This is a genomic window from Bacillus sp. RC252 (genome assembly GCF_044909215.1).
GTDB lineage: Bacteria > Bacillota > Bacilli > Bacillales > Bacillaceae_G > Bacillus_A > Bacillus_A mycoides.
In genome coordinates this window covers 1-26900 of sequence record NZ_JBIYDV010000012.1, presented here as the reverse complement: position 1 = coordinate 26900, position 26900 = coordinate 1, and the positions used below count along the sequence as shown (strand labels likewise).

Genomic DNA, 26900 nt, shown 5'->3' with positions numbered 1-26900 from the left:
CTTTCTTATTAGTTTTTATAAACGTGCGAATACGATAGGAATATTGTAATGAATAAAGTTTAAATTTTTATAAAGAATTAATAAATTTCACATAAAAATTTGGAGAAGGGTGGGATTTCAAAATAAAAAGGCATGAATCTAGTGTAATGCCAGATTCATGCCTAATGGTCTATCTTATGTTATGTCTTTTGAGGATAAATGAAGCGGAAAGAAGAATGACAATTCCATTTACAACATACATATTTGCAATAATAAAGGCTAGGTTAGCTGCGCCAAATCCACCTTTATCGAATATAGAGGTGAATGCTGTAGTAGTCAAAAAGATAATGGGAGTTAACAGTAAAAATAAGAAACCTGCAACAATTCTTCTTTTAAAGTTATTTTGGGATAGGGAAATGGCTAAAAAATTAAGGGCGCCAAACATAATGAATGAAAACAGAAGGGTAATTAATAATTGGATGCCATCAGACATTTCCACAGCTCCTTTTTGAAAAATCTATAATTTATTTTATTCGAAAGTAGTAGGGGATAATCCTTTAAATATTTGAACTACATTAAGAGAATAGATTTTAATCCTTGAAATTCAAAAAGAATGGACCCAGTAAAATACGGGATCCATTCTTAAGAAGTATTAGTTTTATAAATTCGCAGATTGCGACGTTTGTTTTTCAAATCGTTTCTGTTTAGATAGGGAAATAAATATAATTAACAATGAAATGACTCCGAAAATTAGAACCATATACTGTAATCCAATCGTATCTAAGAAGAAGCCTGTGCCGAGTAAGACAATTTGGAACATAATTCTTTCAAACATATTACGGAATGAGAAGAGACGTCCGTGATAGCTTTTTTCGACTTTCGTTTGGAAAATTGTCGACATAATAGGGAAGAAGCAGCCAACACTAAATCCAAACAAACCAAATGAGGCAAGTGCCATCCATTTAATATCGCTAAAGAACAACGAAAGGTGTGCAAAAGCGGTACAAAATGCGAAGAAATATAGTAACTTTTCAGGTTTGAAATGATCAGATAAACGTTTAATAACGAATGCACCTAACATAAACGCTACACCTTCAATTGTATATATGAATCCTTTAATTGTTGGGTCATGTTGCATTTCGCTAATGTTAATAACCATTAAATTGAATCCAGCTATAAATAAAAGAGGGATAATACTTAATATAAGTGCTTTAAAAGCAATAGGGATTCCTTTTAAAATACGAAATACTTCCATAAAACTATTATCTTTCGCTGATTGTTTACTTGATGTAGCGGATTTTTTATCTTCAAATTGTAGGAAGAAAGTTGAGAGGAATAATAAAGCGTATGCTGCCATTGAGAAGGCATACATATACTGTAAACTCATTACAACTAAAAGAATGCCACCTAGTGAAGTACCTGCAATACGAGCGATTGTACCGATATTCATATGTACACCGTTCATTTGTAATAGCTCATGTTCATTAACGATGAGTGGAATTACAGATTGTAATGCAGGGAAATAAAATGCCGCGGAAATTTGAAGTGCAATCATAAATGCAATCATGAAAGCGATACTTTCATATTGAATAGCGAAAAACATGAAAATAACACTAATAACACGACCAAATCCAGCGTAAAGAAGAACTTTCTTTTTTTCATATTGATCAATGACACGCCCAGCCATTGGACCGACTAGAACACCAGCTAACAGTCCGATAAATAATATAACGGATTTCATAAAATCAGAAGGGACGTATTTTTGCATAAATTCAAGATTACCAAGAATACCAAGCCATAACCCTAGACCAGCAATAAACTCCCCAATTAACACAATCCAAACATTTTTATTACGCCACATAATGTAAAACCTCTCTGTCTTTTAAAATGAAAAACTCGTATATAAAACCTCCTTATTTTATGTATTATTTTTAACGAACTTTTTTAGAGTCAGAGTCTATATTACGTGTTTCATTAATGGATTTCAATCTTTTTGATTTGTAAAAAAAGGATGAATTAAGTGATACAATGGGTAACTAAAAATACAAAAAATTCACAAGTAAATTCAAAGGGAAGGTAAGTGTGGGGAAAATAAAAAAAGTAAGAACGCAGATAATGCGTCTTACTTTTCTCAAAAAACCAAAATAGATTAAATTAGCAACACTTATGATCTTGTCCAATAGCTAAGCCGCTAAAAGACAGAGGACCAACAATGTCTGCACTTGCACCACTAGTAAGGTTTTCTACAGTTAATGAATACTCGTGAGTCCCGCAGCTAACATTTTGATCTATAGCTTGAAATGTTTGCGCGTAAAATTGCTCAGAATCTGTAGATTCAATCCCTACTTGAGCGTTGAAGATTTCTGTATTGTCACGGAAAATTCGGAATAAAACTTGTGAAATCTCAGTTATACCTTTAACCCCAACTGTAGCAATTAATTCTACTCGATTATTACGTGAATCTCTTCTTGAAATTTTTAATTTAACACTTGCTAGAATTGCTTTTTCTGGGGAATGGGGAATTACAAAAGTTGTTTCACCTGTTTTATTTAAAGGTTGAGTAGCTTGATAATCAATGATATGAGTCATATTCGTCACCTCCTCATATACTAAAATATGAAGGTAACGATGAATTAGCTTGGACATATACTATATGATTTTAAGAGAATTGAGGAGTAATGTTGAATAAAGGGAGATAATATAAAAGCATCAAGAAAAAATCCCAATTATGAGATTCATTTTTTGATGCTTTTCATACTTTAGGCGGAATATTCTTCTTTACGTACTTCGAAGAATTCATTCCGGCGTAAGTAATTAAAAATTTTTTCCGAAACCTCTTCTTCATGAGACACTAAGAATCGTTGATCAAAAGCATAGAAAGATTGACCTTTAATTAATTTTACGTAGTATATTTTACACGCCTCCTTTAAATTAGGATTCTTAAATACTTTATATTATGATGACCTATCTGGTTGTTAATAATACTTAAAGTTTCAAAGGGGAGAAGTATAAATTCAAAAAACATTGAAATAGCTTACAAATCTGTAATGTTTTTGTCACCTTTGCCGATAGTTAAAATTAACCAGTATCTTCTATACTACAAATAGGTTCCATAAAACAAGGGGGTAGAAAGATGGAGGAAGTAATTGGAGAAGTTGTAGCAGGGATTTGTGAATTTGTAGTTGAAGTTACGGTGGATGTTTTAGGAGATTTAGTTTCCGGAAATGATGAAGAGAAAGAAACATTATAAAATTTGTAAAAAGTTTAAAGATAAACAATGTGTAAAAGCTGATTTCTAATGGGAAGTCAGCTTTTATATTTTTTACATTATATTAATAATATCTAAATATTAACCTGTTATGATATTAATGAAATCAATAAAGGAGCTGACCGATATGAATATGCCGAATTCTAGATGTGATGTACCTGATTCTAATACGATTGTAGCGAATATAAATGAAAAAGAATATCACTTTATAGTTCGTATACATCCACTTGCAGGAAAGATGATAGCGCTATTTGAAAATGGGAAAGAATATGGCTTGCTTGATAAGGAAATCGCTAGTAGGGATAAATTTATTAGGTCAGAGCTTACTAAGTTGAAGCATTTCAACATAGATATTCTTTATGATAGTCCTGGGTGGATATGGATTGGCATGGACCAATATGGATTGCATGCAAGAGAGGCTACTAATAGCGAAGTAGAAATTATTGTGAAGTTACAGGGGGATTAAGTTATTTAGCCGTGTAAGAAGATCCTCAAATATAAGAGATATTTTGTGGGGTTGTGGGATAATTCCCCATAACTTTTTTTGTTTTGTGCTTAAAAATAAAAGAGTTAAATTTTTTTGATAGAAGGTCTCTAGTACAAGAGACGAGACTAAACTAAACTAAAAGAGGATTTGAAATTATATAAAGAGAACTTATAAATTAAATATAATACTTTATAGAAAGAAGATGATAAAAGTGAGTAAAGAAGAACTTGTGAAACAACAATTTGGTAGTAATGCAGAGAAGTATGTGAAAAGTAAAATTCATGCAAAAGGACTGGATTTACAATATGTAGTTCAGCAAGTTGAAACTCGTCATAATACTCGTCTTCTTGATATTGCTACTGGTGGTGGACATGTTGCTAATTTGTTAGCCCCAATGTTCAAAGAGGTAGTCGCTCTTGATTTAACAGAAAAAATGTTAGAAAAAGCAAAAGGTTTTATAGAAGGGAACGGACATGAAAATGTATCATTTGTAGCAGGACATGCAGAAAGGTTACCATTTGCTGATGAATCCTTTGATACAATTACATGCCGAATTGCAGCACATCACTTTGTTGATCCTTTGCAATTTATTTTTGAAGTAAATCGAACGTTAGAAGATAATGGATTATTTATATTAATTGATAACGTTTCACCAGAAAATAATGAGTTTGATACATTTTATAACTTTATCGAAAAGAAGAGAGATCCAAGCCATGAACGAGCTTTGAAAAAAACAGAATGGATTACTTTATTAGAAAAACATGGTTTGCAAATGCAGTCATGTCATACTTTTGACAAGAAGTTCGATTTTGATTGGTGGTGCGATATGATGGATGTTCCTATGCAAAAACGTGTAAAGTTAACAGAGTGTATGATGAAAACATCAAATGAAATGCAAGAATTTTTCAAAATTCAATTTGGAAACAATAAAATAGAATCGTTTTATACTGAAATGGCACTGTTCGTATGTAAAAAAAGTTCAACATTAAAAAGATAAATTTCTTGCAGTCTTTCTGATGTACGATATACTTAGTACAGAGAAAATGAGAATTGAGGAATAGTAATAATGATTCGTGTACGTATTGAGGGAACTGAGGAAGAGATGCTTGAATTTTTAGAGAAAATGCCTGACATTCCTGGGTTTGAAAAAACACATATGAGAGAACCGAGAAAAGGGAATAATCCGAAATATGATTCAAGCAAAAGTGTACTAGCATATTTATCTTATAAAAAGATTGAAGTCGCCAATAAATAGGCGGCTTTTTTAATTATCTCTGTTTCACCGCCTTGTCTTTTTCGCATAATAATAATAGTAGATTATGCTGGAGAGGGGTGAGGAAAATTAATAAAAAAATAATCTTTTTCGGAGATTTTGGTATTGATGATGCAGTAACGTTAATTTATGCGAATAAAACATGCAAATTAGATATTATAGGTATCGTTGCAGAGTATGGAAATGTATCAAGAGAAATTGTTACGGAAAATGTTTATTTTTTAGAAAGATACTATGCTACAAAAGTGAAGATTATTGAAGGTGCCAGTAGACCAATGACAGCTGAAGAACCTTTGTTTTTCCCTGAAATTCATGGGGATCACGGTTTAGGTCCAATTATTCCACCGAAAATGAGAATTTGTGACAGAGAAAATTTTTGTGAATTGATTAAATTAATTGAGCCTTGTCCAGAAGATATTATTATAGTCGCGACGGGACGATTAACAACACTTGCAACATTATTTTTATTGTACCCCAATTTAATGAATCGAGTATGTTCTTATTATATAATGGGCGGTGCTTTTCTATTTCCGGGAAACGTTACACCTGTATCAGAAGCTAATTTTTACGGCGATCCAATTGCCGCGAATATCGTTATGAAATATGCGCAGAATGCTACTATATATCCGTTAAATGTAACACAGCGTGCTCTTATTACCCCTGAAATGGTCGATATTATTGATAAAGAAGGAACCGGGCAGGCGAAACTTATTAAGCCAATGATCGATTTTTATTACGAGAACTTTTACAAAAAAGAATATCCAGGTATTGCTGGGAGTCCGATTCACGATTTACTTCCGTTCATTTCATTTATAAATGATGATATTTTTGAATATAAAAAATCAGCAGTTTGGATAAGTACGACGAATGATGTAACGAGAGGTCAAAGTGTTGCAGATTTTAGAAAAATAGCTGAGCCAACGACGTTTGATAATCGTCCTATACAAAAAATTGCCGTTGAATTTAATTATCAAGCGTTTAAAGACGAATTTATGAGAACAATATTGAAGCCAGATTGTCCTTAAAAGGGTGAGCAGATTTGAATGATTTTCATAAGACGAATAACTTACGAAAAATGTAACATAACTAATGGTAAGCAATTGTTTCTGATTATAATTTTTATTGGTCAATTATAAAGGAGGAAATGATATGATTTGGTCTTTAATCGTTGGTGGTATATTAGGATGGTTTGCAAGTTTAATTACTGGGAAGGATGTACCTGGCGGTGTAATCGGTAATATTATTGCAGGTATTGTCGGTTCTTGGCTTGGTACAGCGTTACTTGGTAAATTCGGACCTGTTATAGGCGGATATGCGATTGTTCCGGCTTTAATAGGCGCGATTGTTTTGATTTTCATCGTAAGCTTTATATTCCGTGCAATGCGGAAATGAATACAGGGGACTGTTTACATTTGTAAGCAGTCCCTTTGTATTATGTTGTCTAATCTGTTATGCTACTGTTATACAATTAGGAGGTGTCAGCATTGAAATCATTTACAGTAAATTTTCATCAAGAGGATAATGCAAAGGCAACAACAGTACATAAATTAAGTGAAGAGGACTTCGAGAAAGCAACAGAAAAAGGTACTCGTCATCTATTTGATTTAGATACAAACGTTGGTTTCTTCGTATTCTTTGATGCTGAAGATACAGAAGGAAACGAGCAATACTTAATGTTACAATATGAAGGAGATCATGAAGAACCAAGTGCTTGCTACGGATTTGATTTGAAATTGTTCTATCAATTTTTAGCACTATACTTAAATGATCTTGAATTCCAAGGTGAGACAAATGAAGAAGAGGAAGAAAATGGTCCAATTCATCATTTAGCGCACTTACTTTACCATATCGTTGAAGATGGTAAATCTATCGAAGTGTAAAAATACATATTTGAAGCTGTCCTTTAATAGGGCAGCTTTTTTAATTATATAAATAGGCAATTTTAATGGATTTCTGACGGCGAAAAATGGTTTGATTAAATTTCAGAAACCCCAAAAATATTAAACCAGCAGGGAATGATTATTCACTCCCTGCTGGTTTTTTGCATTTAAAGGAGCCTTTGTGACAGTGTATTTTAAGTTATAGAAAAAGGATATAACGAGTAAGGAGAGAAGGTGTAAATAAGGAGATGAATAAGATGATTAACAATACAATTCCAAGCTTTTTAAAGCTTTTGGAAAGCAATGATATAGGATTACATGACTTGAACAAATATTATGATATGCACCCAGAGGCATTCGAAGAGTATTTTAAGTTTCAGTGTCCTAAGACAGAAGAACGTCTCTCTAGTGCGATTGAAAAGTATCCTGCAAAACTAGAAGACATTCGTATTATTTCAGAAATTTTACCATCAATTATTCAAGAAGTTAGTAAGGACTATCGCATTCAATTTGGTAGTAATATAGATGTAACTTTTCATATATTTGTAGGTGGATTTGGTTCTAATGCATTTGTGGAAAGGGAGATTATTGGGGATATATTTTTTGCGGCTGAGAAATTATCTCCTGTAAGGGAGCACCTCCGTGTTATCGTTGCTCATGAAATCGGACATATATCATAATGTAGCATTACAAGAGAATGGAATGATGCCCCGGTAAGTTTATATCGTGAAGGGGTCGCGACCTATTTATCACAACTAATAGTTAAAGGTTTAAGTGAGTCCGTTTACTATTCATGTAGTAGTAATGGTGATTCATCGTTACAATATTATAAAGAAATTGAAGAGCACATTAAGAAACATTTTTTACAAGATTATGTTGAAGGGTGGACAGGTGAAAAAGAGAAAGAATGGTTCCGTCTATCCGGAGGGACTTATTTCGGATACAACCGACTCGGTTATTTTTTAGGAAAATCATATATAGAGTATATGGTCCGTACTTTCGGAGAAACGGAAGCACTTACTTTTTTGGGGGGAAATAATTTGAGGAGTAGTGTTATGGAATGGTTACAAAAGTGAATATATTGAAGAGGGAGGTTGAAAATGATGAAAGTATATATGAAAGTACTTATATTTTTCCTAACTTTAACGTGTGTAGCGGCTTTAACCGCATGTACTAACGCTGAGGAAAAGAAGCAAACTAATTCAACATCAGAAAATAGTACGGAAAAAAAGAGCGATACGTCAGAAAAGAGTAAAAAGAATGAAGAGACTGCTTCCAAAAAAGAGAAAGAACCTGTGGAAAAACAAAAAGGTCAAGAATCGGTAAAACCTTCAACGGAGTCTAATACGAAAAATACAGTGCTTAATCAAAAATCAATTAACCATGTAAAAGATTTATTTGAGCAAGCGAAAGTAGGTAAAGTACCTAATGTTCCATATGCGGCGCATACAGGAGATATTGAAGAAATAGAGAAGGTGTGGGGGAAAGCTGATAAGACGGAGCAAGCAGGAAACGGGATGTATGCGACGTTTACAAATAAAAATGTCGCATTTGGCTTTAATAAAGGATCACAAGTCTTTGACGTGCGATCTTACCATTCAGAACTTAAAGTGATTACGTTACAAGAGATCGAAAAGGCTTTAGGAAAACCAGCGTCTGTTAAAGAAAATGGTAATGATAAAATTTATGTTTATAAAGTAAATGACCAGTTTGAATTGAAATTCGTAATTCCAAAATCGACTGGTAAAGTACATCATATTTCTGTGTTCTCACCGGAGGATAGTATTAATAAAATGGCAGGTTAAATAAAAGAGCTGTTCCTATAGGGACAGCTCTTTTGTTTTGTTTCTTTCTAACGATTGAACAAAAAAAGCTTGAATAATACCGCCAATTATTAATAAGAAGGCACAAATATAAAATAGCGTACTACCGCTTAATTTACTTAATAACAATGCTCCTACAAAAGGCCCACAAGTTCTTGAAATATCCCAATGTATACCGTATATAGAAAAGTACAATCCGCGACTATGACTTGGAGCTATTTGTGAAACGAATCGTAGTAAGTGATTCAAAGCGATACTTTCCCCAATTACTAAAAAGAGCAATGTGAAGAATAATGACCATATTGTTGTGGAATAGCCGTAGCCAATCGCAGCTAACGTATAGCAAGTATAGGAAATAACAATGATTTTTGGCATAGAAAATCGTTCTGACCATTTCACAAGGAAAATTTGGAGCATAACTTCCATGACTGCTTTACAAGTTGAGATAAACACGAGTACAAATAGAAAATTTGGAAATACACTTTCGGCGAATATACGATAATTCGATTCGGTTTGAGCGTAGAAAAAACTAATCGGTAGCGTAGAAACCATAAGTCCAAACACAGCGTAATGCTTTGAAATAAATTGTTTTGTCGAATATACTTCTTTAGTTTTATTAACGTTTTTCATGAGTGGAGCTGTTTCAGGAAGCTGCGTCCAAACGAGAATAGCATATAGCGTAAGGGCTACACCTTGCAAAATAAATAAATACTCAGGGTGACTAGTATAGAAAAAGGCGCCAATTAATGGGCCAATTACAGAGCCGATTGCTCCCATCGTTTGAAGAACAGCAAATATTTCTGCCTGTTGTTCTTCCTTCGTTAAGTCAGCGATTTGTGCTCGCTGTGCCGGAATATATAAAGAGCGTCCAATACCATTTACTACATACAATAAGGCGAAAAAGGCGACCGATTCAGCAAAAACGAATCCGCTTACGGCAAAAGCTTGTAAAAGTAATCCGAGTAACATTATTTTCTTTCGGCCGTATTTATCTGTTACACCCCCAGCGATTAATGTAAACACAATATCAGCGAGAGGCTGTAATCCGAAAAGAAGCATTGTAACTATAACATTACCATTTAACGCTTTATTAACGTGAACAATAAAAATGATAGCTAACATCGCTTCAGTCGTTCGGACTAACAATTCACCGAACAATCGAATGAGAATAGGCTTATTATAACGTTTTAAAAGATACTTCATTTTTATTTCCTCCTTTCTATATTGAAATGATAAGATGGAAGCCGGAAATGAAAAAGGGTAGAATGAAAGAGGAAGATTTTTCATCTTTTAGGGGGCGTTTTATGATTATTTTGGAGCAATATATGCACCTGTGGCTCCAGTATGGAAATGGGAGAGCAGAGGGAGAACAATTAGAAATAACAATACAAAATATATCTGAAACTTTATTTTGTACAGAGCGAAATAGTAAATTAATCATAAAAAAATTAGAAGAATTTAATTGGATTATGTGGTTTCCAGGCCGAGGAAGAGGAAATCGTTCAAAGTTGTTATTTCAAAAACATCCACTTTCTTTAATTTTAGAAAGAGGAAAAGAAATAACGAAACAAGGGGATGTAAAAAACGGGAGTGCATTTATTGAAAGGTATAGCTCATATTTTCCATCACTTCAAACTCAATTTCAAACTTGGATAGATTCGATATTCGGGTATCAAGTCGAAAGGACATCTAAAGGGAGAAGAGATGTACTACGTTTGCAAGTCCAAATGAATCTAGACATTGCATTAGACCCTGTATACGCTACGATGCGTTCGGAATGTCATATGGTAAAACATATATACGACACGTTAGTGTATATAGACGGAAATACAAACAGTGTAGAGCCAAGACTTGCGTTTTATTGGGAATATGATGACCAGAAATATATGTGGACCTTCTACTTACGAAAAGGTGTTCAATTTCATAATAGAAAAGAACTAACCGCTTATGATGTTGAACAGACATTTAAACGATTTATGAAAGAAAAAAATAACCCGCATGCTTGGATGTTACAGCACATTGAAAGTTTACATATTCTTGATGACTACATTGTGCAGATTCGTTTATCTACAGATAATAAGTTGTTTTTACATGCTTTAAGTACAGAACAGTGTTCTATTGTAAATGAAGATGGAGATGGAAGGTTAATCGGTACTGGACCGTTTCGATTATGTGAAAAGAATGAGGATGTATTCGTATTAGAAGCAAATGATTTATATTTTCGCGAGCGACCATTTCTCGATCGAATTGAATTATGGAATGTAGAGCACAGCGTAAATACGTGCGATATTTTAGCGAAAGCACACTATAACAATATAGAAAAGCATCATAAAGAACTAACTAGACTTGAGTCGAATGTAACATACATTACATTAAATACCACAAAAGAAGGACCTATGCAAAACACGATGTTTCGGAAAGCTCTACATAAAATCATTCATAGCAATGCGCTTATCGAGGAATTGCAAGGAGCGCGCGGAGAAATAGCAGAAGAATTGGTTCTAACAAAGGGTGGCACTATACATATAAATGAGGACATATATACGCTTATTAAAGAGAGCTCTTACCGTAATGAAACACTGCGACTATATACATTTACAGAACAAGATCATGTTGAAGACTCAGATTGGATACAAAAAGAGTGTGCGAAGTATGGCGTCACTATTGAAGTCGTTTTTCTTGAAACAAAAGAGTTATTGCAAGCAAGTACGATACAAAAGGCTGATATAATACATGATAGTGCGACAATTAGTGAGCGTATTGAAGAAAGTTTACTATATATGTTTCTTACAAAAAACAGCTTTATTCATCAACATAGCAATATAAAATTTAACGAAGTATTGCAGTCTTATTTTATAGAGAATCAATTAGAGAAACGGATGACACTGTTACACGATATTGAAGACACATTGTTACGTCAAATTCATATTATTCCTTTATACCGTAACAAACAGCAAGTAAGTTCACACGAAAAAGTGCAAAATATAATGATTAATCCACAAGGTTGGATTGATTTTTATCAAATATGGTTTAAGGCTTGATATATAAAGGTTCTTATGCATTTTAGTAAGATGTGTAAGAACCTTTTTTGTATGGAAATGAAGTTTGTTTTCCACATTGTTACGCTACATGTTATAAAAGTCCATTTACAGCGTAACAGTGTTATGTTACGTTATTATTAGGAAGGAGTGATATACAGTTGATTACAGATTTAATTTCAAAAAAAGATTTATTAGAGTTAACTGGTATTTCATACGGACAGTTATATAGGTGGAAGAGAAAAAATTTAATACCGGAAGATTGGTTTGTACGGAAGTCAACGTTCACAGGTCAGGAAACATTTTTTCCGAAAGAAAAGATATTAGAGCGTATTGATAAAATTCAAACGATGAAAGAGGATCTATCGCTTGATGAATTGGCAAATATGTTTTCACCAAGCGTAACAGAGATTCTTTTAGCAAAGGAAGATCTCATTCGTAAAGAAATTACATCAGAACCTGTTTTACAATTTTTCATGGAGCAAACGAACAAAACGGCAGATTTTCAATTTGCAGATATTCTTTATGTATACGTGTTAGAAGAACTTCTTCAATCAGGAGACGTTAGCTTAGAAGAAGGGAAAATGGTTTTACAAGTTTTACGTGAAAATTATGAAGCGATTAAACATAAAAATTGTGACTTAGTTATTATTCGGAAGTTAGGGGTTTCTACATGCTTCTTAGTATCAAGCGTTGAGGATTTAATTTTTGAAAAGGGAACAAAGATTGTTTTACGTGTAGCAATTATGAAATATACCGAAGCATTAAAAACTAAACTGTTGTAGTGGAGGAGAAATAATGCGTACAGAAAATTTAATTATAAACGGATATGGTTCATCAAACGGTGGAGAGTTTCATAAAGTGCAACTAAATGGAAAAGGAACTGTTAATGGAAACGTTGAGTGCGACCAATTTGAATGTAATGGTTACGGAATTGTTACTGGTGATTTGAAAAGTAGCGATGCGAGAATTAGCGGATCAGGTAAAGTTGAGGGTACAGTTAGTGCAGAAATGATGCGAATCGATGGGAAAGGGACAATTACACAAGATGTAAAGGCGACCACTTTAAAAATTGCAGGAAAAGGGACGATAGGTGGTAATGTAACTGGTGAAGAATTTAAAATCAATGGTCAAGCGACGATTGATGGTAATTGTGAAGTTGATATTTTTTCTTCAGAAGGGCAATTTACAGTTGGTGGATTATTAAGCGCAGATGAAATTAATATAAATATTCATGGTACATGTAGAGCGAAAGAAATTGGTGGCCAAACCATTAAAGTAAAACATAGATTGAGTGCTTTTAGTAGACTATTTAAAACAGTATTTGGCTTACAGTTAGAAGCTGAACTGCTAGAAGGTGACAATATCGATATTGATTATGCTCACATTAAAACAGTAAGGGGAAACAATGTTACTGTAGGGCCGAACTGTGAGATTGAACTAATTGAATATACTGGGGTTCTTACTGTTGATAAAAGCGCAAATGTAAAAGAAATTAAGCAAGTTTAAGTTTAAAAGGGAGAGAGGAATCGGTATGGAAAATCAACATAGTCTTACTGTAAATGGATCAGGTAGCTCAGCAGGTGGAGATTATAACAAAGTAAAGATACGCGGCGAAGGAACAATCTCTAATCATATGAGTTGTAATGATTTTAAAACGTATGGTACGAGTGAAGTACGTGGCAATATGAAAGCGAAAAATTATGTCGTGTATGGAGATAGTGAAGTACAGGGGAATATGGAGGCGGAATATGTAAAAGTATATGGCAATGCCCAAGTACAAGGCGACGGACAAATTAATAAAACAAAAGTTAGAGGTATGATAGAATTTAAAGGGAAGCTATCCGGTGATTTCGTAGATGTGAAAGGCGCTTTAAATGTAAAGGGAGATATAGAAGTAGAGGAATTATTACTAACTGGTGGTCTTGAAAGTGATGGTTTGCTTAATGCTGAAAATATTGAAATCTCACTTCGTTATGAAGGAAGTAAAGTGAGAGAAATCGGTGGGAAAAAGATTACAGTACGTAAAAAAGCGAGATTTATTCCTTTTACAAGTCATGCAGGAAGCCTTCAAACATCAATTATTGAAGGGGATGATATTTATTTAGAACATACAATAGCAGACGTAGTAAGAGGAAATCATGTTATAATTGGCCCTGGCTGTGAAATTAGTGTAGTAGAATATCACACTAGTTTTAATCAGAAAGGTAATGCAGTCGTAAAAGAACATAAACAAATATAAGTAGTATGAGGGAGAGCAAGGTTATGGTTGAGAAGAATAATAAGCTCGGTTTTGTTGTGGCGGGCTTATTGCTAGGGATTTTAATGGCATCAATGGATAATACCATTGTCGTAACAGCGATGGGAACAATCGTTGGTGATTTAGGAGGCCTTGAAAACTTTGTATGGGTCGTTTCTGCCTATATGGTCGCAGAAATGGCAGGTATGCCGATTTTCGGTAAACTATCAGATATGTATGGTAGAAAGAGATTCTTTATTTTCGGTTTAATCGTCTTTATGATTGGTTCGGCACTTTGTGGAACTGCTGAAAATATTACACAGTTAGGTATTTATCGTGCCATTCAAGGTATTGGCGGCGGGGCACTAGTGCCAATCGCATTTACTATCGTTTTTGATATTTTCCCTCCAGAAAAGCGCGGGAAAATGGGTGGTTTATTCGGAGCAGTATTTGGTTTATCAAGTATTTTCGGGCCATTACTTGGCGCATATATTACAGATTATATTAGCTGGCACTGGGTGTTTTATATTAACTTACCACTTGGAATTTTAGCACTTATTTTTATTACATTATTTTATAAAGAGTCACGAGTTCATAGAGAACAAAAGATTGATTGGTTTGGCGCAATTACTTTAGTTGGTGCAGTAGTTTGTTTAATGTTCGCCTTAGAATTAGGCGGACAAAAGTATGATTGGGATTCTAGCTTTATTTTAAGTTTATTTGCTGGGTTCGCTATTTTAGTAATTGCTTTTATTGTTATTGAACGAAAAGTAGAAGAACCAATCATTTCATTTGAGATGTTTAAACAACGTCTATTCGGAATGAGTACAATTATTGCCTTATGTTACGGGGCGGCATTTATGTCAGCAACTGTGTACATTCCGTTATTTATTCAAGGTGTATACGGTGGTACGGCAACAAACGCAGGATTATTGTTATTACCAATGATGTTAGGATCAGTAGTTACAGCGCAGTTAGGTGGATTTTTAACATCGAAACTTAGCTACCGAAACATTATGATTATTTCCGCTGTAATTATGCTAATCGGATTATTCTTATTAAGTACATTAACGCCAGAAACAAGTCGTATATTATTAACAATTTATATGGTTATTATCGGTTTTGGAGTTGGTTTCTCATTCTCTGTACTAAGTATGGCTGCTATTCATAACTTCGGTATGGAGCAACGCGGTTCTGCGACTTCAACGAGTAACTTCATTCGTTCATTAGGTATGACACTTGGTATTACAATCTTCGGGATGATTCAAAGAACTGGTTTCCAGGATCAATTAGAAGAATCGTTTAAAGGTATGAGCGGAGGAATGAATACAAACGCTTTAGGAGATTCAAGAGCTATTCTATCAGAATCGGCAAGATCTCAAATTCCGCCGCAAATATTAGATAAAATTATTGAAGCTCTCTCTAGTTCAATCGTTCAGACATTTATGTGGGCGTTAGTCCCCGCAAGTTTAGCGTTCGTATTCGTTTTCTTTATGGGAAATGAGCGCATGGTATATAAAAAAGAACAAAACAAGGTGAAAAGTGAAACATCAAAAGCATAAAGAAAAAGCTCCTTTCAATTTTGAAAGGAGCTTTTTCTTATGTACGGAGTCGAATTAGCCTTCGATAATTTCGTATTCTTCGTCTGCTAATAATAAAATGTGTGTTTTCTTACCTTTGTTTTGAACTTCGATTACATCATATGTACCTAAGTCTCTTAGCTTGCTTTGAGAAGCGTTAACCATAACTTCCATAGAATCAATTAAGATATCTTCTTCAATGTATGATTCAGGTAATGCCATATCTTCAGTATCTAATACACATGTATATAGATTTTGTAAGTTCTCAGCAGTTGGATTTTGTTCCTCAACATCAATAATGTTTTTTACTGCTTCCATATTTTCTTCTTTTACTTGATATACTTTAATTTTAGTCATTGTTTTAATCTCCTTTATAACGTAATCTTAGAGGCTGCAATTCATCCCGCAATAACGAGCAGTAGACTCCCACCTCAAGATGAAGAAGTAAATGATGAGGACGGCGGGAGATGACTGCCCGATTGGTGAGGGCTAACCATTAGTAGGAGATAAAGTTCCCTGCTAATAGAAGTTTCACTTTATTATAACGCTTTTTTGTTGAAAGATGAAATTGTTATATGCATTTATAGTGAAAAGTATATTTTATTACTTATTTGAGGAACGATTAGTTTCTTAATTTGACAGGCATATGTCTGTATACTTATCTAGACTAATATTAGAGTTATATTGTCCAAGCTTTTCTTACATGCCTTTCATATTATATTTATTAGGTAAAACATATAGGAAAGGAATGGAGAATCAGTGGATTGTGAGCCGAAACGTGATTGTCAATGTTGTCAAAATAGTATATGTGAATTTTTGAAAAGTTTAAATCCTTATTCTAGGGTTGAGAGTATCGTAATAGACGGAAACGAAATAGTTGTATCCTATTTTATTTCATTTAATGAGATAAAAGGTATAGTGTCGTTTGCACAAGAAGACAGTGAGGTAATATTTGTAGATTGTTCAAGAATTGATGCGATTCGAATAGGGAAAGTTTGTAGTTGTAAAACGAAAGTTAAATTTATTGAAGAGGAATTCAGTTTACTTGGAAATGTTTGTCCACATTGTTTAACTGAGGGAAGTACACTATTCTTCGATTTTAATAACCCTGAATTAAGTTTATCTTTACAGGCAAAAATGATTGATCCACCTAGATGTGTTGAATTTGTAGATGAGCTTGGGAATGTAGTAAAGCAAATTACTATAGTAGGTGAAGCGATTGTTTCTAAGGATTTTGTTCCAGTACCTGAACTGTTAGATTTTCGATTAATTTTATCGGATACAGCTGGGAATCCTTTGAAATTTGGATTGCTATTTATTAATTTCCCTGATGTTACTTATATTATTATTTTAGCATCAAGCGGATATCTTTCCATTTCGAACTGTTTAAAAATAGAGAGTGGAACTAGTAATGCCGAAATAGAAGAGATGAAAAAGATGATAATGAATGACAATAATACGTACAAGTCAATTATTAAGTTGACTAAAATATATATAAATGGTGCGACGGAATCTTTTATTTCTAAGAAGGAGTTATAACGTATCTATTGATTAACCCTCTTAGTTAAAATTTTATGTTTCGAAAAAATTTATAAAATAATAAAAAACATTACTTTGTTATTATTCACGGAGAACATTTTTAATTAGATAAAAGCTCATTTGTAAGTATTCGAAAAACTATATAAAAGTAAATGCTTAATAGTAGCTTCAGAACAGAAGAAGTCATTTTGGAGTCGCTTGTTGGGTAAATAAATTAAAATTTCATAATAAAAAAGTTCACTCCTTCTATAAATGTAGATAAGGATTGAACTTTTTTATTACGCATTATGATAATTAGAATTGTAAGAAACTTGATTTTAGTATATTTTTATGAGTTGGTGTATATATCTTGTTTTTTATGTTGCATTTATTCTTTTTGGATTTCAAATGAAATTTCTTTGGCTGCTTTTAAAGCTATTTTTTTAGCTTCTGTTTTAAAATAGGATGCTGCTAAAACGTAGCCACATCGATGTCCCATTGATGTAGGTGGTTTTAAGACAGTTCCTTTTTTAGGTTTTATATAAACTTTCTCTACGCCAGGATATTTAGAACTACGGTTCTTTCCTGTAACTCGAATTAGTTTCCCTTTAAATTTAACTGTTAGGTAATGAGTGTATACATATTTATGATGTTTTTTATTTAGTGAAGGTTTATTTCCTAACATTAACTGAATAGTCTCTTGCACTAAGTTGATTCCATGTCCAATTTCAATTATATCATTCATTGCTCCACCTGATATTCTGGGGTTTATCTCAATTAATTTCCAATCATTATTTATTCTCCGGAGTTCTAGATGACAAGCTCCATTTTTCATATTAAAAGCCTGAATAACAGAATTAACTGCATTGAAAAGACTAGTATATAGACTTTTGTCTACCTGTCCTAGTAAAGAATAACCAGTAACAATAAAACGTTCAAAGAGTGTAATTTCTTGTTCAATTACTGCTATAATATGGACTTTTCCATTTTGAACTAAAATTTCGACTAAGTACTGAGGTCCATCTACATATTCTTCAAGTAGAATTTCTTCATTAGGTAGTTTTTCTAAAAGGCTTTGTATAGATAAAATTAATTGATTTTTATTTTTTACTAATAATACATCTTTTGATCCTGATGATTTAGGGGATTTCACAATAAGAGGGAAATTTATCTTTTTATTTTTTTTTAGAAAAGATGATAATGGTTCTGTTGGTTTGTAAATTAAATAGTTGAGTGAGATTGGTAAATCTTTAAGGACATTACGAGTTAATATTTTATTTTCCATACGATAGATAGCTTCAGTGGATACAATATTTGAGCAGAATTTTTCTGATAAACGTGCAGCCAGATAAACAAAGGGGTCAATAAAACTAAAGATTCCTTTTATGTTCTTTCCTGATTTATTTAATTTTTCAATTGTAGTAATTATATTATCATAATCATTTATATCAGTGAAAATCATCTGATGTACATCAGGGAATGTACTGCGTTCTTCAATAAATTTTGTTTTTTTCGTTAATAAAACAGTAAAGAAATTAAGTTTTTCAGCTGCTTTGATCGCTTCCCTACTGGATCCAGATTTATTTGTTTCAATAAAAACAATAGTATCCATCTTATGCCACCCTACCTTAATTATTTTATAAACCCTTAGATTTATTATTTCTATAGGTAGAATATTAAAATGAGGTTAAGCTTGTTCTAGACTTTTCAAAAAATGGTTGAATGAAGGAGAACATGAATATATATATAATGAAGTTGATATTTGTTTTGAAAAAGATCTTTAAAAAGAGGGGAAGAGGAACCGATATGACTATAATTGGTATGCTTCATCATCGGAAAGATCCGAATGTCGTAAAGAAAGCATATACTTATGCTGCTGTAGCCAAAGCTGAAGGTATAAACTTTTTTTATTTTACTTTAGGGAAAGTAAATATAGAGACTGAGAAGATTTTAGGTAAAACTTATGAAAATGGTGAATGGGTTAAACAAGAATTTTCTTTTCCTGATGTTATTTATAATGCAAGTGTTCATGTTAGTGATAAAAATCAGCAAATTTTTGATTATCTATATGATAAAGTTCCATTCACAAGTCATTCAATCGGAGATAAATTAAGTGTATATAACAGAATAAAAAAAGCAGAAAAATTTAAGCAATATCTTATTCCTTTTTATGAATTAAATGATGTTAATAAGTTTTTTGACATGATTGATCGTTATGGAAAAGTTATTATTAAACCAATTTCTGGACATCAAGGTAAGGGTATCGTTTTCATTGAAAAACATGGGATGAATTACAGTATGAATGAGTCAGAACAAATTTCATTAATAAATAAAAAACAATTGCTAAGTTTTTTATCTGATAAGATTCAAGAGAAAGGTTACATAGTTCAACAGTTTATTTCATGTCAAATGAAATCTGGTCATGTTTATGATTTTCGATTGCATGTTCAAAGAAATGGAGAAGGAAAGTGGGTTATTACTTCAATATTCCCGAGAATAGGTCCATTAGGAAGTGTTGTATCAAATATGGCTAGCGGTGGTTATAGTACTTATTTAGATATTTTTTTAAAAACGGAGTTTGATAACGATTGGTATAATATTCAAAGGTATTTAGAACGATTTGCGGTAAGTTTTTCTAACCATTTTAATTCTTTATATAAGGATGTATTATTTGATGAGTTAGGAATTGATGTTGGGATTGATGAAAACCAAAAATTGTGGTTGTTTGAGGTGAATTGGAGACCAGGTGTACCTAATATATTTAATCTTGAATTAGATGTAGCTAGAAATTTAGTTCACTATGCTAGATACTTAGCTGATAAACATAAATAAGAAAAGGAAAATAGAAAATTGTGAATTTAAAGTAAGCGTAAAGTAACTCCAAAATATACATTAAAAGTTGATTTTGGAGTTATTTTTTGTTTACTTCACTTTTTTCGGCACTCTGCATCTAGATGGAAAATCCGTTGACCACGGCAAGACTTTATCAATTGATAGATGATTATATAAATCGAGGTATTGGTTATAGTATTTTCTATAAAGGAGACGTTGTATGCGGTGCATCATCATATAGTATTTATGATGATGGGATTGAAATTGAAGTTGCTACTGATCCGAATCATAGAAGAAAAGGATTGGTGACTGCAGTAAGTACGGCTTTAATATTGGATTGTTTAGAAAAGACGAAATATCCAAACTGGGATGCAGCGAATAGCACTTCTGCTAAACTAGTGGAAAAGCTTGGATATGTTTTTGATAAGGCGTACGATACTTTTTTGTAAATAATAGGTAAATGAACGAGTTTGTACGAATTGAATTTTACAACATAAAAAGGCTAGAAAATCCAATTAAATTAACATTAATTAGCCCTTTTTTATAATTACAAAGATAAAATATCCAAAGATAATTTTACCTAAACTAAAGGTGTTAAGAGAGATGTTAATTAATAGTATTAGAGGGGAGAACAACGACAAGATTGTTTTCATTAGAAGTATTGATAAATTCTATTGGAAAAGGTGAGAGTAAAAAAACGATGTGAATGATAAAGATGAAGTGATTCCACAACAATGTAGGTATAAAAACCGACTTTATTAAGTCGGTTTTTATTTTTTAACAATCAGGTGTTACCCAATATTAAATTGCAGTTGCAAAGATATTATGAGATGAAGAAATCAACAAACTTAAATTTATCTGCCTTAATAAATGTAAGAATAGATTTTTTGAAAGTTTCTTCGAAAATATGGTTATCTTTTTTACTATTGAACTTAATTAACGTATCATTGTATTTTTCCACGTTGAGAGTTAAGAAATTCTATTTTTTATAGGTAAATATACATGAAAATTAAGTACATTAAGTTATGTGTATTTGACTATTAAAGAGAGAGTACTCTTTTTATTTGTAAATGATAAAAGTGACTATGATACAAACCCACGCATTAATAGAAGACAAACATATACAGTATAGAGAGTTAAAAAGCTCTAAATTTTTCATATAAAGGAGATTATAAAATATGAGTGAACAATGCCCAATTAATGTACCATGTCAGGTAGCGGGACAAACCCAAACACCATTAAGTGATGCTGCAGCAACACCAATTACTACTCCAGGAGCACCAATCGTAAAAATACCAGTTGTATTAGCGGAAAGAACAATTCAAATTGTTGTAGAAGCCGATGTTCCATTAGATCCTCCAGCAACTGAGATTAAACGTGTCTTAAAAAATGTATTTTTAACACAAGGTAAGTTAGTTCCTGTAGCATTTACTCCGGTAGTTGGTACACCTTACAACCGAGTTACAAGAGGAAAATTATTTGTACAAGGGTATATTCGTAAAAATATTGAATATGCAAATGATGAGTGTAATGGAGTTCTATATGACCGCATTGCAAATGTTCCATTTTCTGGTTTTGCAGATCTAACAGAAGCTGATTTTCTATCACTAGCTTTAATAGCTGCTTCTTCAGACACTACATCTCATTTTATTAATCCTAACAACGGCGATTTACCACGTTTAGATAAATACTTCTTCCAAAATTCAGTTTTTTATAACGAACAACCATATGTCGAATTAGTAAGTGCTCAATTTTTCGAATTAGACTTTTCCCCTTGTCCAACAGAATTAAACGAGCCATTTGGAACGCTTCGTGAAAAAATTGTACTAGACCTTACTTTAAAAGTTTTACAAGTACAACAAGTACAAGTATAAGACTAAAAAAGCATTGTCTTTAATAAAAAGACAATGTCTTTTTTATTATTATAAAACATATATAATGATGGAATGGTCGCGTACAAAAAGCATATTTTTATGAATTTCATCAGATGGGGGGATGGTGATGAATAAGCCATGGGTTGGTAAGGAAATATGGAACAAAGTTTACAAATGGAAAATGCTGAATGTTCAAGATGATTCGCGCGAAATAAGAGAAAAAAAGGAAAGTAAAGAAACAGAGTCAAAAAAAGAAGATAAAGCAATTGAATTAGAGGAAGAAAGTGAAAAAACTAGATCAGCAAAAGAAGAAAAAGCAATTGAATTAGAGAAAGAAAGTGAAAAAACTAGATCAGCAAAAGAAGAAAAAGTAATTGTATTAGAGAAAGAAAGTGAAGAAACTGAATCAAAAAAAGAAGAAAAAGCAATTGAATTAGAGGAAGAAAGTGAAAAAACTGTATCAGCAAAAGAAGAAAAAGCAATTGGATTTGAGGAAGAAAATGAAGAAATTGAATCAAAAAAAGAAGAAAAAGTAATTGGATTAGAGAAAAAAAGTGAAAAAACTGTATCAGCAAAAGAATATGAAGAAAGAGAATTAGAGCAAGAAGAAAAAGCAATTGAATCAAACAAAGAAAGTGAAGAGACTGAACCAGCAAAAGAAAATAAAGTGATTGGATTAGAGAAAGTAGAAGTAGCAAATGAATCAGAGAAAAAAAGTGAAGAAACTGAATCAAAGAGAGAAAGTATAGGTTTAGGATCAAAAATAGAGACTTCAGTGCATTCAATGGTAGTGAAAACGCCATTTTCTATTATTTCAGAAGTGTCTAGCTTTAATGTATTTCCAAAAATAAATGTGAAAAATCAAGATGCATTTGTATTTCGAAATGAAAAATATGCGGAGGGGCGTGAATTAGATTCTAAGTTATTAACTACAGTGCAACAGTATCATTCGGAGGCTTATTGTAAATTAGTTTCTTTAAATCTTCATGAAAAGAGAATGCTTGTTGAATTATATAATCAAAAAGTTAAAGGGAATAATGAAGAGAATAAGGTAGAGACATCTTCATGGATTCCTATTCACAGCATAATATTAGAGAGTGGAAATGAAGGAGAAGTAAATAATTATATAACAGCCAGACTACCAGTAGAAATAGGAAAATATAAAGGTGAAATTAGTTTACGAGAAAAAGTGGTATTTACAGAAAAAGTCATAGGAATAAAAGAGGTGGAACAGGAGATTATTTTGACCAAAACCGAATTTTTAGTACCAAAAGTAAAAAAGAATGGACAAAATAAATTTACAGTTGAAAAAGGGAGCTTATTGGTAGAAGGATATATATATCAATGTATTGAATACATATCAGAACAAAGTACATTTCATGACAATGTGTATCAGTTAGTACAAAATATTGTATTGGAATTAATCATTCAAGTGATACAAGAACAGGAAGTACAAGTGCGAATTACATAAAAATGATTATATTCCCTTGATTAGCTCATTATTTTTATTCGTAGCGTATCAATGCGTAATCTTTTGTAAATCATTCAGTGCTATAGAATATCCTCCAAACGGTTTATCCTCAATGAATTCATTTTAATATTTATGAAGGATGATATTATTGCTAGCTAGGATAGTTACTTAATTGTATGAATTTCTTCAGGTTTATGTTTTAAAAAGGTGCTAACAAGTTTGTCAACGAACTTGCTAACACTTATTAAAAACAGGCATAAAATGTGGCGTATATGTTGTTTGAATAAAGAAGCTAATTCACAGATAATTGCTTGTATAATCTGATGTGTAATACAAAGTGCATTGACTCCTTTTTTACAAAACTCACAATTTAAATAGTAAAACATGTTTATCGTAATTTTCCAAACACCAATTATATTTTTTTAGAATAATTGGGTGGACAACTTCTTTCGTAGTATCGACTTCAGTATAGCCATATTTTTTATAAAAGTTTTCTAGTTCCTCGAAAGGAAGACAATACACATTTTGTATTTGTAATTTTTTCGCAGTTTGTACTAAAAATGATACGAGTTCCCCAGCTAATTGTAGACCCCTGAATTTAGGGAGAATAAAAATCCCACCCATTTCAATAGTATTTTCATCTATTTGGACTAAACGTCCAACACCTGCATACTCGTTGTTGTATGTAATGATCGCAACTGTGTCTCGTGTTAAATCACTTGGTACAAATCCTATCGATTCATAATGATTATTAACCCATTCTAAATCATTAGATGTAGCTAGTTGAATACTCATATGTATCCTCCCTCAGAAAAAATGTAATATTCTCATTATACACAGTGTAATAACTTGTAAAAAGAGGTTAAAATGAAATCATTTTTATTTGCAGTTCAAGTTTTGAATAATAGTGCATACAATATAAAGTCTTTTCCTTTCTTCATTTTAGTTTTACGTATATAATTTAAAAGTAATATTTTTTATTTTATTTATTATATATTTATAACAGAATAGAGGTTTAAAAATGGGTGTTAAAATCATTACGGATAGTGCGGCGGATTTACCGTTAGAATTGCTGCAAGCATATGATATTGATTTAATTCCACTCCGTGTATATGATGAAGCAGAAACAGAGTATTTAGATGGGGTTACATTAAAATCAGTTACTTTATTGCAAAAAATGAGAGAAGGCGCAGTTTATAAAACGTCATTGCCTTCACTTGAAACATTCCAAGAAAAATTTGTTTCCTATGCAAAAGAAGGTAACCCTTGTATATATTTAGCTTTTTCATCTGAATTGTCTGGTACATATCAATCGTCAGTTCTCATTAAAAAAGAAGTGAAAGAAACATACACTGATTTAGATTTAGAAATTATCGATACAAAATGTGCCTCACTCGGTCAGGGTATTGTCGTATTAGAGGCTGCAAAAATGGCAAAAGAGGGCGCATCGAAAGAAGAAATATTAAACCGTGTCGCTTTTCTAATGGAGCATATGGAGCATATCTTCACTGTAGCTGACTTACAGTACCTTGTTAGAGGTGGCCGTTTAAGTAAAGTAGCCGGTTTCATCGGTGGTTTGCTAAACATTAAGCCAATCTTAAATGTGGATGAAGGAAAACTTGTACCACTTGAAAAGGTACGAGGGAAAAAGAAAGTATTAAGCCGAATTGTTGATATTATGGAAGAGCGCGGGAAAGACCTTAAAGGTCAAACAATCGGTATGACTCACGGTGATGATTTAGAAACTGCCGAAGCATTAAAAGCATTAATTACTGAAAGATTCGGCTGTGAAGTATTTATCGTAAATACAATTGGAGCAGCAATCGGAGCGCATACAGGACCAGGTGCGTTAACATTATTTTTCTTAAATGAAGTAGAGTAAAGGATTGATCTTTTGATCAATCCTTTTTTAATTCTAAAATAATTGTTTTATGCGAATGAAAAATATGTAATTACTTCTTAACTTTCTCTTTAAAAGGTAAGAAGGTAGATAGGAAAGTAGTGATAGCTAGTGCAAAGCTGACTCTTTCAGTATGATCAATTACTAAGTCATTTTTCCACTGATAAAGGAAAGAAGCGATTATTAAAAGTAAAACAGCGCCTCCAACATATCTTACTATTTTTCGTGCTGATTCGTTTTTTAGTCTTACAATCATGTTTATCTTCCTTTCGAGTTTACTAAATAATTCGACAAACTAATTACTAGGATGCGATATTGGTAATTCATCTATGAAATTGAGTGAATTTTTATCGGAGAAACATCAAAAGGTATATGCATTACGAAACATGATAGAGGTGTACATAGAACTTAAAGATTGGAAAAATGTTAATAAAGTTATGAATGAAGCATTTCATTTTTTATCGATTTATGATGTACCAATTGCACATGTCCAACTATATGGTTTGAAAGCTAAAATATTCAATATACGTGGAGATTATTATGAATATGAAAAAAATATGCAAAAAGCAATTGAAGTGGGAGTAGAAAAAAAGCAACATCGCTTAGTTGCTGAATTATCCTATGAATTAGGTAACTTTTATAATGAGAATCGCTCTTATAAATTATCTGCGAAGTACTTTAAAATTTCAGCTGAAAATAAAATGGATTAAAAAAGAAGTTTAGTCAAAAGTTCTTATAAATTGTAAAGGGTTATCCAAAAGAGTATGATATTTTATACTTTTTGGATAACCTCTTTTTATTACTATTCTACAATTATCGGTCGATATGGTATCGGTGATGATAAAATCATAGAAGTTTTTACTATACCAAATGGTATAACGATATCAATTAATTCCTCTAATTCTTTCATTGAGTGAACCGCTACTTTTAAGTAATAGCTACTTTCACCTGTTACTCGGTGACATTCGAGTATTCTATGTTCTTCGTATATTTTCTCCTCAAATTTTTTGCATGGAATCTTTAAATTTTCGATTCTTAAAAATGCTTGAATTGATTTTCCAACTGTATCCAGTGATATCCGTGCTGTATACTTTTCAATTATTCCTGCATCTTGTAACCTTTTTAGTCTTTCTGTAACGCTAGGGCGGCTAAGGTGTAGATGCTCAGTCATTTCTGTAATTGTCATCCTGGCATCTTCTTGTAATAATAGGGTTATTTTCTTATCAATCTCATCCATTACTCATGCTCCTTTGCAAAGTTGAAAGTAAACTTCTGAAATACATGCATAATATAAAATCTAATGCTAAATTACATACACAATTGAATATTGAATAGACTGATAACTTTCTATAATTAAAATATAAATGGAGGTGCATGTAATGTCTAATCATTTCAACGAAACAATTTCTATTAAAAAGGGAACAGCTTTATACGTAGGGGCAGTTTTAGGATCAGGAATTCTTATATTACCTGGTATGACTGCGAGTATAGCGGAAGGGAATGCGATTATTTCTTGGCTTATTATGATTTTACTTAGTATCCCACTTGCATTAACATTCGCTTTTTTATCTATTGAGCATCCAAATGCAGGGGGAATTGCAACTTTTTCTGAGAAGGCTTTTGGTAAAAAAGTAGGTGCGATTTAATCTGTACCCTTTGTAAAGGACATTTTGAAAAAAGTTAGGCAACATCAAGAAGATGATTTCTGTATCCAACAGGAGTCATCTTTTTTAAATTC

27 protein-coding genes and 4 pseudogenes are annotated in these 26900 nt (G+C 32.4%); 21 read left to right on the top strand and 10 right to left on the bottom strand.

Going from position 1 to position 26900, the window contains the following annotated elements; genetic code table 11:
* Window positions 1–169 precede the first annotated feature (169 nt).
* From ABH960_RS17465 to ABH960_RS17450, 4 genes are all read right to left on the bottom strand, one after another.
* A complete protein-coding gene (locus ABH960_RS17465; RefSeq protein ID WP_214933168.1) occupies window positions 170–472 on the bottom strand; it encodes a hypothetical protein in 303 nt (100 codons plus the stop codon).
* A gap of 165 nt (window positions 473–637) precedes the next feature.
* Window positions 638–1840: an MFS transporter gene (locus ABH960_RS17460; RefSeq protein WP_219302716.1), complete on the bottom strand. Its 1203-nt coding sequence runs from the start codon at window positions 1838–1840 to the stop codon at window positions 638–640.
* A gap of 293 nt (window positions 1841–2133) precedes the next feature.
* The gene (gene exsC / locus ABH960_RS17455) at window positions 2134–2568 is read right to left on the bottom strand and encodes an exosporium protein ExsC (RefSeq protein WP_404447040.1); all 435 of its coding nucleotides are present in this window, start codon (window positions 2566–2568) and stop codon (window positions 2134–2136) included.
* A 170-nt stretch (window positions 2569–2738) separates the two neighbouring features.
* Window positions 2739–2891 (bottom strand): YqbF domain-containing protein, encoded by a 153-nt coding sequence (locus ABH960_RS17450; protein WP_078179002.1) that lies wholly within the window; start codon window positions 2889–2891, stop codon window positions 2739–2741.
* Window positions 2892–3374: 483 nt separating this feature from the next.
* On the opposite strand from ABH960_RS17450, the gene ABH960_RS17445 reads away from it, so the two are divergent.
* The 8 genes and pseudogenes from ABH960_RS17445 (at window position 3375) to ABH960_RS17410 (ending at window position 8692) form a co-directional block, all read left to right on the top strand.
* Window positions 3375–3713, top strand: coding sequence for a hypothetical protein (locus tag ABH960_RS17445; protein ID WP_404447037.1), 339 nt, complete (start codon window positions 3375–3377; stop codon window positions 3711–3713).
* Window positions 3714–3945: 232 nt separating this feature from the next.
* Complete coding sequence (locus ABH960_RS17440) at window positions 3946–4731, top strand: class I SAM-dependent methyltransferase (RefSeq protein ID WP_002127814.1); 786 nt, start codon at window positions 3946–3948, stop codon at window positions 4729–4731.
* Window positions 4732–4800: 69 nt separating this feature from the next.
* Window positions 4801–4989, top strand: a complete 189-nt coding sequence (locus ABH960_RS17435; protein WP_002013371.1) for a DUF3970 family protein — start codon at window positions 4801–4803, stop codon at window positions 4987–4989.
* Window positions 4990–5066: 77 nt separating this feature from the next.
* Entirely contained in the window at window positions 5067–6032 is a 966-nt protein-coding gene (locus ABH960_RS17430; protein ID WP_309514980.1) for a nucleoside hydrolase, read from the top strand.
* A gap of 124 nt (window positions 6033–6156) precedes the next feature.
* Window positions 6157–6399 carry a GlsB/YeaQ/YmgE family stress response membrane protein gene (locus ABH960_RS17425; protein WP_002013368.1) on the top strand — a complete coding sequence of 81 codons (243 nt, stop codon included), beginning with the start codon at window positions 6157–6159 and terminating at the stop codon, window positions 6397–6399.
* A gap of 92 nt (window positions 6400–6491) precedes the next feature.
* Window positions 6492–6887: a hypothetical protein gene (locus ABH960_RS17420; RefSeq protein ID WP_002084959.1), complete on the top strand. Its 396-nt coding sequence runs from the start codon at window positions 6492–6494 to the stop codon at window positions 6885–6887.
* A gap of 257 nt (window positions 6888–7144) precedes the next feature.
* Window positions 7145–7963 (top strand): annotated as a pseudogene (locus ABH960_RS17415) (aminopeptidase).
* Window positions 7964–7987: 24 nt separating this feature from the next.
* Complete coding sequence (locus tag ABH960_RS17410) at window positions 7988–8692, top strand: YjgB family protein (RefSeq protein WP_404447032.1); 705 nt, start codon at window positions 7988–7990, stop codon at window positions 8690–8692.
* A 15-nt stretch (window positions 8693–8707) separates the two neighbouring features.
* On the opposite strand, the gene ABH960_RS17405 is transcribed toward ABH960_RS17410, so the two are convergent.
* A complete protein-coding gene (locus ABH960_RS17405) occupies window positions 8708–9913 on the bottom strand; it encodes an MDR family MFS transporter (protein ID WP_404447030.1) in 1206 nt (401 codons plus the stop codon).
* Window positions 9914–9975: 62 nt separating this feature from the next.
* Here ABH960_RS17405 and ABH960_RS17400 point away from each other — a divergent pair, with 62 nt between their 5' ends.
* The 5 genes from ABH960_RS17400 to ABH960_RS17380 all read left to right on the top strand — a co-directional run bounded on the left by ABH960_RS17400 (window position 9976) and on the right by ABH960_RS17380 (window position 15549).
* Window positions 9976–11751 (top strand): SgrR family transcriptional regulator, encoded by a 1776-nt coding sequence (locus tag ABH960_RS17400; protein WP_404447349.1) that lies wholly within the window; start codon window positions 9976–9978, stop codon window positions 11749–11751.
* Between the two features lie 158 nt (window positions 11752–11909).
* Window positions 11910–12533 carry a YhbD family protein gene (locus ABH960_RS17395; protein ID WP_404447027.1) on the top strand — a complete coding sequence of 208 codons (624 nt, stop codon included), beginning with the start codon at window positions 11910–11912 and terminating at the stop codon, window positions 12531–12533.
* A 13-nt stretch (window positions 12534–12546) separates the two neighbouring features.
* On the top strand, window positions 12547–13257 hold the full coding sequence (locus ABH960_RS17390) for a bactofilin family protein (RefSeq protein ID WP_002189907.1): 711 nt from the start codon (window positions 12547–12549) through the stop codon (window positions 13255–13257).
* A gap of 25 nt (window positions 13258–13282) precedes the next feature.
* Window positions 13283–13990 carry a polymer-forming cytoskeletal protein gene (locus ABH960_RS17385; RefSeq protein ID WP_016101229.1) on the top strand — a complete coding sequence of 236 codons (708 nt, stop codon included), beginning with the start codon at window positions 13283–13285 and terminating at the stop codon, window positions 13988–13990.
* A 23-nt stretch (window positions 13991–14013) separates the two neighbouring features.
* On the top strand, window positions 14014–15549 hold the full coding sequence (locus ABH960_RS17380) for an MDR family MFS transporter (protein WP_002084972.1): 1536 nt from the start codon (window positions 14014–14016) through the stop codon (window positions 15547–15549).
* Window positions 15550–15603: 54 nt separating this feature from the next.
* Here the strand turns inward: ABH960_RS17380 and ABH960_RS17375 are convergent, their stop codons facing one another.
* The gene (locus tag ABH960_RS17375; protein WP_105584988.1) at window positions 15604–15924 is read right to left on the bottom strand and encodes a hypothetical protein; all 321 of its coding nucleotides are present in this window, start codon (window positions 15922–15924) and stop codon (window positions 15604–15606) included.
* Between the two features lie 402 nt (window positions 15925–16326).
* On the opposite strand from ABH960_RS17375, the gene ABH960_RS17370 reads away from it, so the two are divergent.
* On the top strand, window positions 16327–17106 hold the full coding sequence (locus tag ABH960_RS17370) for a BC_2878 family exosporium-associated protein (RefSeq protein ID WP_404447021.1): 780 nt from the start codon (window positions 16327–16329) through the stop codon (window positions 17104–17106).
* Window positions 17107–17473: 367 nt separating this feature from the next.
* Here the strand turns inward: ABH960_RS17370 and ABH960_RS17365 are convergent, their stop codons facing one another.
* Entirely contained in the window at window positions 17474–18697 is a 1224-nt protein-coding gene (locus tag ABH960_RS17365) for an ATP-grasp domain-containing protein (protein WP_002065857.1), read from the bottom strand.
* A 122-nt stretch (window positions 18698–18819) separates the two neighbouring features.
* Here ABH960_RS17365 and ABH960_RS17360 point away from each other — a divergent pair, with 122 nt between their 5' ends.
* The 4 genes and pseudogenes from ABH960_RS17360 to ABH960_RS17345 all read left to right on the top strand — a co-directional run bounded on the left by ABH960_RS17360 (window position 18820) and on the right by ABH960_RS17345 (window position 23262).
* Window positions 18820–19917, top strand: coding sequence for a YheC/YheD family endospore coat-associated protein (locus ABH960_RS17360; protein ID WP_404447017.1), 1098 nt, complete (start codon window positions 18820–18822; stop codon window positions 19915–19917).
* A 152-nt stretch (window positions 19918–20069) separates the two neighbouring features.
* Window positions 20070–20377, top strand: a pseudogene (locus tag ABH960_RS17355) (GNAT family N-acetyltransferase); the annotation flags it as partial.
* A 718-nt stretch (window positions 20378–21095) separates the two neighbouring features.
* The gene (locus ABH960_RS17350; RefSeq protein ID WP_002065863.1) at window positions 21096–21791 is read left to right on the top strand and encodes a CsxC family protein; all 696 of its coding nucleotides are present in this window, start codon (window positions 21096–21098) and stop codon (window positions 21789–21791) included.
* Between the two features lie 127 nt (window positions 21792–21918).
* Window positions 21919–23262, top strand: coding sequence for a BC_2427 family protein (locus tag ABH960_RS17345; RefSeq protein ID WP_404447014.1), 1344 nt, complete (start codon window positions 21919–21921; stop codon window positions 23260–23262).
* Window positions 23263–23625: 363 nt separating this feature from the next.
* Here ABH960_RS17345 and ABH960_RS17340 read toward each other — a convergent pair whose 3' ends face one another.
* The gene (locus tag ABH960_RS17340; protein WP_340952621.1) at window positions 23626–24057 is read right to left on the bottom strand and encodes a GNAT family N-acetyltransferase; all 432 of its coding nucleotides are present in this window, start codon (window positions 24055–24057) and stop codon (window positions 23626–23628) included.
* A gap of 226 nt (window positions 24058–24283) precedes the next feature.
* Between ABH960_RS17340 and ABH960_RS17335 the strand changes: the two genes are divergently transcribed.
* Complete coding sequence (locus ABH960_RS17335) at window positions 24284–25144, top strand: DegV family protein (RefSeq protein ID WP_002136810.1); 861 nt, start codon at window positions 24284–24286, stop codon at window positions 25142–25144.
* Between the two features lie 70 nt (window positions 25145–25214).
* On the opposite strand, the gene ABH960_RS17330 is transcribed toward ABH960_RS17335, so the two are convergent.
* Window positions 25215–25418 carry a hypothetical protein gene (locus ABH960_RS17330; RefSeq protein ID WP_002136809.1) on the bottom strand — a complete coding sequence of 68 codons (204 nt, stop codon included), beginning with the start codon at window positions 25416–25418 and terminating at the stop codon, window positions 25215–25217.
* A gap of 70 nt (window positions 25419–25488) precedes the next feature.
* Here ABH960_RS17330 and ABH960_RS17325 point away from each other — a divergent pair.
* Window positions 25489–25872, top strand: a pseudogene (locus ABH960_RS17325) (helix-turn-helix domain-containing protein); the annotation flags it as partial.
* Window positions 25873–25964: 92 nt separating this feature from the next.
* On the opposite strand, the gene ABH960_RS17320 reads toward ABH960_RS17325, so the two are convergent.
* The gene (locus tag ABH960_RS17320) at window positions 25965–26399 is read right to left on the bottom strand and encodes an Lrp/AsnC family transcriptional regulator (RefSeq protein ID WP_103458577.1); all 435 of its coding nucleotides are present in this window, start codon (window positions 26397–26399) and stop codon (window positions 25965–25967) included.
* Window positions 26400–26541: 142 nt separating this feature from the next.
* Between ABH960_RS17320 and ABH960_RS17315 the strand changes: the two are divergent.
* Window positions 26542–26805 (top strand): annotated as a pseudogene (locus ABH960_RS17315) (amino acid permease); the annotation flags it as partial.
* Window positions 26806–26900 lie beyond the last annotated feature (95 nt).

Bases quoted from the DNA above. Each gene is read 5' to 3' on its own strand.
- ABH960_RS17340 (WP_340952621.1), bottom strand. From the start codon at position 24,057: ATGAGTATTCAACTAGCTACATCTAATGATTTAGAATGGGTTAATAAT.
- ABH960_RS17445 (WP_404447037.1), top strand. From the start codon at position 3,375: ATGAATATGCCGAATTCTAGATGTGATGTACCTGATTCTAATACGATT.
- ABH960_RS17435 (WP_002013371.1), top strand. From the start codon at position 4,801: ATGATTCGTGTACGTATTGAGGGAACTGAGGAAGAGATGCTTGAATTT.
- ABH960_RS17375 (WP_105584988.1), bottom strand. From the start codon at position 15,924: ATGACTAAAATTAAAGTATATCAAGTAAAAGAAGAAAATATGGAAGCA.
- ABH960_RS17350 (WP_002065863.1), top strand. From the start codon at position 21,096: ATGAGTGAACAATGCCCAATTAATGTACCATGTCAGGTAGCGGGACAA.
- ABH960_RS17385 (WP_016101229.1), top strand. From the start codon at position 13,283: ATGGAAAATCAACATAGTCTTACTGTAAATGGATCAGGTAGCTCAGCA.
- exsC (WP_404447040.1), bottom strand. From the start codon at position 2,568: ATGACTCATATCATTGATTATCAAGCTACTCAACCTTTAAATAAAACA.
- ABH960_RS17400 (WP_404447349.1), top strand. From the start codon at position 9,976: ATGAAAGAGGAAGATTTTTCATCTTTTAGGGGGCGTTTTATGATTATT.
- ABH960_RS17390 (WP_002189907.1), top strand. From the start codon at position 12,547: ATGCGTACAGAAAATTTAATTATAAACGGATATGGTTCATCAAACGGT.
- ABH960_RS17345 (WP_404447014.1), top strand. From the start codon at position 21,919: ATGAATAAGCCATGGGTTGGTAAGGAAATATGGAACAAAGTTTACAAA.
- ABH960_RS17465 (WP_214933168.1), bottom strand. From the start codon at position 472: ATGTCTGATGGCATCCAATTATTAATTACCCTTCTGTTTTCATTCATT.
- ABH960_RS17405 (WP_404447030.1), bottom strand. From the start codon at position 9,913: ATGAAGTATCTTTTAAAACGTTATAATAAGCCTATTCTCATTCGATTG.
- ABH960_RS17365 (WP_002065857.1), bottom strand. From the start codon at position 18,697: ATGGATACTATTGTTTTTATTGAAACAAATAAATCTGGATCCAGTAGG.
- ABH960_RS17330 (WP_002136809.1), bottom strand. From the start codon at position 25,418: ATGATTGTAAGACTAAAAAACGAATCAGCACGAAAAATAGTAAGATAT.
- ABH960_RS17425 (WP_002013368.1), top strand. From the start codon at position 6,157: ATGATTTGGTCTTTAATCGTTGGTGGTATATTAGGATGGTTTGCAAGT.
- ABH960_RS17335 (WP_002136810.1), top strand. From the start codon at position 24,284: ATGGGTGTTAAAATCATTACGGATAGTGCGGCGGATTTACCGTTAGAA.
- ABH960_RS17380 (WP_002084972.1), top strand. From the start codon at position 14,014: ATGGTTGAGAAGAATAATAAGCTCGGTTTTGTTGTGGCGGGCTTATTG.
- ABH960_RS17410 (WP_404447032.1), top strand. From the start codon at position 7,988: ATGATGAAAGTATATATGAAAGTACTTATATTTTTCCTAACTTTAACG.
- ABH960_RS17320 (WP_103458577.1), bottom strand. From the start codon at position 26,399: ATGGATGAGATTGATAAGAAAATAACCCTATTATTACAAGAAGATGCC.
- ABH960_RS17460 (WP_219302716.1), bottom strand. From the start codon at position 1,840: ATGTGGCGTAATAAAAATGTTTGGATTGTGTTAATTGGGGAGTTTATT.
- ABH960_RS17360 (WP_404447017.1), top strand. From the start codon at position 18,820: ATGAATATATATATAATGAAGTTGATATTTGTTTTGAAAAAGATCTTT.